The organism is Sphaerisporangium sp. B11E5 (genome assembly GCF_039871875.1).
In the GTDB taxonomy this organism is placed as follows: Bacteria; Actinomycetota; Actinomycetes; order Streptosporangiales; family Streptosporangiaceae; genus Sphaerisporangium.
The window spans coordinates 1-6,462 of sequence record NZ_JBDPMD010000094.1 but is presented as its reverse complement, the minus strand read 5'-3'; the positions used below and the strand labels follow the sequence as shown (position 1 = coordinate 6,462).

The 6,462-nt window shown below is 69.2% G+C and carries 2 protein-coding genes; both read right to left on the bottom strand.

The window, feature by feature from the left end:
• The coding region (locus tag ABGB17_RS38565; RefSeq protein ID WP_347639313.1) for an amino acid adenylation domain-containing protein at nt 1–3,821 on the bottom strand (3,821 nt) is incomplete at its 3' end.
• Entirely contained in the window at nt 3,818–6,424 is a 2,607-nt protein-coding gene (locus ABGB17_RS38560; RefSeq protein WP_347639311.1) for an amino acid adenylation domain-containing protein, read from the bottom strand. The genes ABGB17_RS38560 and ABGB17_RS38565, both read right to left, overlap by 4 nt.
• Between the last annotated feature and the right edge of the window lie 38 nt (nt 6,425–6,462).

The following is a 6,462-nucleotide window of genomic DNA, read 5'->3' as shown; positions in this document are numbered from 1 at the left end:
GCCAACCCCACCAACCGCCCATGCACCCCCGCATCCACCGAGAACTCCACCACCCCACCCCGATACGACGCCACCACCGGCCGCGGCCGATCAAACGGCAAACTCAACTCCTCCGGCAACCCCGCCAAAGCCTCCGTCCAATACGCCAACTGCTCCGACAACAGGCTTTCCGGGTCGCCCTCCTCCCCAAGCAGCTCCTGCTGCCACACCGCGTAATCCGCGTACTGCACCGGCAACGAGTCCCACCCAGGAACCCGCCCCGCAAACCGCGCCCCATATGCCACCGACAGATCCCGCAACAACGGCCCCACCGAAGAACCGTCACCGGCGATGTGATGCACCACCAGCACCAGCACATGCTCCCCGGCACCCAGCCGAAGCAGCGTCGCGCGCACCGGAATCTCGGCCGACAGATCGAACCCGCGCCCCGCCACCGCCCGCACCGTGGCCGGCAGGTCCTCCTCAGCACACTCCTGCACCGCGCACAGGACCATGCCGGCTTCAAGCACCTTCTGGTACGGCAGGCCGTCGACCTGCTCGATCACCGTCCGCAGGCTCTCGTGCCGCCCCACCACATCGGCCAGGGCCAGCCGCAACGCCGCAACGTCAAGATCACCCCGGATGCGGAGCACCGAGGGCATGTTGTACGTCGCGCCGCGATCCTCCAGCAGGTTCAGGAACCACATCCGCCGCTGCGCGAACGACAGCGGCACCCGCTCCGGCCGGACCACCCGCCGCAACTCCGGCCGCCGTCGCACACCACCGGCCACCTGCACCGCCACCCCACCCACCGTCGGATCCTGGAACAACGCCCGGACCTCGACCTCAACTCCGAACTCCGACCGGATCCGGCTCATCAACCGCACCGCCAGCAGCGAATGACCACCGAGGTCGAAGAAGCTGTCCACGATCCCGACGCGCTCCACCCCCAGCACCTCGGCGAACAGCCCACACAACCGCTCCTCGACCGCGGTGCGCGGTGGCACATAGCCTTGCGAGATTTCGGCGAAGTCCGGTTCCGGTAGGCCCCGCCGGTCCACCTTGCCGCTCACCGTCAACGGGAACGACTCCACCGCGATGAACACCGACGGCACCATGTAGTCCGGTAACACCCCGCGCGCCCAGGCCCGCACGTCCTCGGTCTCCACTTGGCCCACCAGGTAGACCACCAGCCGGCGATCCGCTCCGTGCGCCGTGACCGCGACCGCATCCACTCCCGGGCAGCGGGCCAGCACATGCTCGACCTCGCCCAGCTCCACCCGAAAACCCCGGATCTTCACCTGGTCATCGACCCGGCCCACGAACGCCAGCTGCCCGTCCGCGCCCCACCGCACCAGGTCCCCGGTGCGATACATCCGCTCCCCCACCTCGAACGGGCACGCGACGAACCGCTCCGCCGTCAGCCCTGGCTCACCGACATAACCGCGGGCGACTCCCGGCCCTGCCACATACAGCTCTCCCACCACGCCCGGAAACGCCAGCCGCAGGAGGTCATCCAGCACGAACACCCGCATCCCCGCCAACGCCCGACCGATCGGCACCACACCACCGTCGGCCGACAGCGGGTCACTGACCGTCGCGCACACCGTCGTCTCGGTCGGCCCGTACGCATTGACCATCCGCCGCCCCGGCGCCCACCGCTCCACCACTCCCGCCGGGCAGTCCTCACCCGCCACCACCAGCGTCGTCCCGGCGGCCACCCCGCCCTCCGGCAACACCCGCAACACCGACGGCGGCACCGTCACATGACTGACCGCCGAGGACGCCAACACCGCGAACAGCGCCTCTTCCCCCGGCTCGGGCACCACCAACGCCGCACCTGACAACAACGTCACCGCCATCTCCGCGAACGACGCGTCAAAGCCCGGCGACGCGAACAACACCACCCGACTGTCCGGCCCGATCCCGAACCGCTCCGCCTGACCCGCCACCAACCCCGCCACACCCGCATGCGACACCGCCACACCCTTGGGCTCACCCGTCGACCCCGACGTGAAAATCACATACGCCGTGTTCAACGGACCCACCGGCCCCAACCGCTCGCCCGCCTCCAGGTCCTCCCCCGGCAGATGCGCCACATCGACACCCGCCACATCCACCACCGCGCAACCATCAAGCTCCGCACCCGCCACCACCACCACCGGCGCAGCCGCCCGCACGATCCGCTCCAACCGCTCCCGCGGAACACCCGGATCCACCGGCAAATACCCCGCACCCGTCTTCAGCACCGCCACCACCCACACCACCAGATCCACCGAACGAGGCAGCACCAACCCCACCACCCGCTCCGGCCCCGCACCCCGCCCCACCAACCACCGCGCCAACCGATTCGCCCGCACATTCAACTCCGCGAAACTGACCTCCTCCTCCCCACACACCACCGCCACCGCACCAGGCGAACACCGCACCCGCTCCTCGAACAACTCATGCACACACCGACCCGCCCCACCCTCCACCAGCGTGCCGCTCCACCGGGTCAGCTCGCGTACCTCGTCATCGAGGATCCGCGTCCGGCTCAACGGGACATCCGGCTCGAACGCCACCCGCTTCATCAGGAGCGCCAGCCACTGCGTGATCCTCCGCGCGGTCTCGGCCTCGAAGAGGTCGCAGGCGTAGGACAGGGAGCCGTCCAACCCTCCAGCACTACCGTCGACGGTTCTGCGTTCGCTGATCTCGAAGGTCAGGTCGAACTTCTCCGCGGCCAGCTCGACGGGTTCTTCGCTGATTTCCAGCCCGTCCAGGCGGAACTCACCCTCGACGTTGTTCTGCAGGGCCACCATCACCTGGAACAGCGGATGCCGGGCAGCCGACCGTGCCGGGTTGAGCTTCTCCACCAGGAACTCGAACGGCAGATCCTGATGCGCGAACGCCGCCAGATCCGCCTGCCGCACCCGCTCCAGCAACTCCCGGAACGTCGGATCCCCCGACACGTCGGTACGCAACACCAGCGTGTTCACGAAGAACCCGACCAGATCCTCCAGCGCCTCTTCCGAACGGCCCGCCACCGGCGCCCCGATCGGCACATCGCTGCCCGCACCCAGCCGCGACAACAAGGCCGCCACCGCCGCCTGCACCACCATGAACACCGTGCACCGGCATTCGCGCGCCAACCCCACCAACCGCGCATGCACCGCCGCATCCACGGAGAACTCCACCACCCCACCCCGATACGACGCCACCACCGGCCGCGGCCGATCAAACGGCAGACTCAACTCCTCCGGCAACCCCGCCAGTGCCTCCGTCCAATACGCCAGCTGCTCCGACAGGAGGCTTTCCGGGTCGCTCTCCTCCCCCAGCACCTCCCGCTGCCACAGGGCGTAGTCCGCGTACTGCACCGGCAACGGTTCCCACCCGGGAGCCCGCCCCACGCACCGTGCCGCATACGCCACCGACACGTCCCGCATCAGCGGAGCCAGCGACCAGCCGTCACCGGCGATGTGGTGCACCACCAGCACCAGCACATGTTCCCCGGCATCCAGCCGGAACAGCGAAGCCCGCACCGGGATCTCGGCCGACAGATCGAACCCGCGCCCCGCCACCGCCCGCACCGCGGCGGGCAAATCCTCCTCGGCGCACTCCTCCACCACACCCAGCACCACGCCGGCCTCAAGCACCTTCTGGTACGGCTGGTCGCCGACCTGCTCGATCACCGTGCGCAAGCTCTCGTGCCGCTCCACCACATCGGCCAGGGCCAGCCGCAGGGCCGCGACGTCCAGTCCGCCCCGGAGGCGCACTGCGAGCAGCGCGTTATAGGTGCCGCTCGTCCCTTCCAGACGATGCAGGAACCACAGCCGCTGCTGCGCGTACGAAAGGGGAATCACTGGGCGCCTTTCGGATCTGTTCTCCTGCGGAGGGGTGGGCGCTGCTTCCGGGGACGGGAGAGCAGCCCGGCGAATTCCGCGACGGTCGGCTTGCCGAACAAGTCGCTCATGGACACTTCGGCCTCGAACTTCGTCTGGGCCCGGCTGACCAGGCGCATGGCGAGCAACGAGTGGCCGCCCAGCTCGAAGAAGCTGTCGTGGATCCCGACGCGCTCCACCCCGAGCACGTCGGCGAACAGCTCGCACAGCCGTTCTTCGGTCGCGGTACGCGGCGCCACGTAATCCCCGGTCACACCGGTGAGATCCGGTTCCGGCAACGCGCGCCGGTCCACCTTGCCGTTGACGGTCAGCGGCAGCGAATCCACCCGCATGAACACCGACGGCACCATGTACTCCGGCAACATCCCCCGCGCCCACGCCCGGACCGCCTCCAGCTCCACCTGACCGACCAGGTAGGCCACCAGCCGACGTTCCTCCCCGTGCGCGACCACCACAGCCGCCTCCACCTCCGGACAGCCGGCGAGCGCATGCTCGACTTCGCCGGGCTCGACCCGGAAGCCCCGCACCTTCACCTGGTCATCGACCCGGCCGACGAACTCCAGCACTCCGTCCGCGCCCCACCGCACCAGATCCCCGGTGCGATACATGCGCTCCCCCACCTCGAACGGGCACGCCACGAACCGCTCCGCCGTCAGTCCGGCACGATCGACATAGCCGCGCGCCACTCCCGACCCCGCCAGATACAACTCCCCCACCACGCCCGGTAACACCGGCCGCAGGAAGTCGTCCAGCACGAACACCTGCGTGTTGTCCATCGGCCGGCCCAGCGGCACCGAGTCCGGCACCGGGCGAGTGGCGTCCATCGGATGGTGCACCGCGTAGCTGGAGGCTTCGGTGGCGCCGCCGTGGCTCCTGAAGGTCGCCTTGGGGCAGGCGTCCAGGAGGGTCCGGATCACCGCCGGCGGGACGACGTCCCCGCCGGTCACGATCTCCCGGAGCCCGCTGAGGCACGCGGGGTCGGTCTCCGCGAGCACCCGCAGCAACCCGATCGGGATCATCATCGTCGTCACGCCATGCCGCTCCACGGCCTGGCGGATGTGCCTGGCGGTCAGCTCTGCTCCCGGATGCGGCACGACGGTGCCACCGGTCAGGAGCGGCAGGAACATCTCGGTGATGGACGGCGGGAAGGAGGTCGCCATGTGCATGAGCGTGCTGACACCGCCCTCGACCAGCCAGGATCGATCCAGGACCCGGCCCACCATGCCGGCGTGGGTCAAGCCGACACCCTTGGGCCGGCCGGTCGATCCCGAGGTGTACATCACGTACGCGAGGCGGCGCGGGTCCACGGCGATGCCGAGATCCGTGCCATCGCTCTCGTTCACCGCCTCGTCCACCCGCATCACCGGCAGGCCCAGCTGCTCCGCCCGCTCGGCCATCACCTCATCGGCCAGCACCAGCACGGCTTCGGTGTCCGCCAGCATCAGCTTCATCCGGGATGCGGGGAACTGCGCGTGCAGCGGGAGGTTCGCACCGCCCGCCTTGAGGACCGCGAGCATCGCCACCACCGCGTCGACCGAACGCTCCAGCAGCACGCCCACGCACGACTCAGGACCGACTCCAGCTGCCCTCAGCACCCGCGCCAGCCGGTTCGCCCGCGCGTTCAGCTCCGCATAGGTGACCTGAAGATCCCCGAGAGCGACGGCCACCGCGTCAGGCGTCCGGCTGACCTGCTCTTCGACCAGCTCGTGCAGGCATCGGTCCGGCCGTCCGGTCACCGTGGTGTCGTTCCAGTCCCGCAGGAGCATCTGCCGTTCCTGGGGGGTGAGCAGATCCACTTGCCCCACACGCAGGTCCGGGTCGGTGAGCACAGCTTCGAACATCCGCCGGCACCTGTCCGCCACCGCCTGCGCGGTCTCCCGGGTGAACAGGTCGCCACGGTAGCCGACCGTGCCGATCAGACGTTCGCCGAGGTTGACCGCCAATCCCAGGGGATAGTGCACCGCGTCCTGTGCGTCGATGCCGGCGACTTTGACACCGTGGTAGGAGGTCTCGTACAGCTCCTCGCTGTGCGGGTAGCTCTCGACGACGATCGTGGTGTCGAACAACTGCCCCACACCAGCGACCTGCTGGATCTCCGCCAACCCCACATGCTGGTGATCCAGCAACTCCACCTGCTCACCCTGCAACCGCCCAAGGAACTCCCCCACCCGCTCACCCGCACGCAACCCCACCCGCACCGGCAACGTATTGATGAACAACCCCACCATCGACTCCACACCCGCCAACTCCGCCGGACGCCCCGACACCGTCGACCCGAAAACCACATCACTCCGCCCCACCAACACCCCCAACACCAACCCCCACACCCCCTGCACCACCGAATTCACCGTCAACCCACGACCCCGCACAAACTCCACCAACGCCCCCGTCCCCTCCACCGACAACCCAAACTCCACCTGCTCGGGAAACACCGACGACCCACCCACCCCACCCGCCACCAGCAACGTCGGCTCCACCCCCGCCAACACCCGCCCCCACACCCCACGCGCAACCTCACCATCACACCCCGCCAACCACTCCAAATACCGCCGGAACGGCGTCACCCCCGCCCACCCCCCCCCCCCCCCCCCCCCCCCCCCCC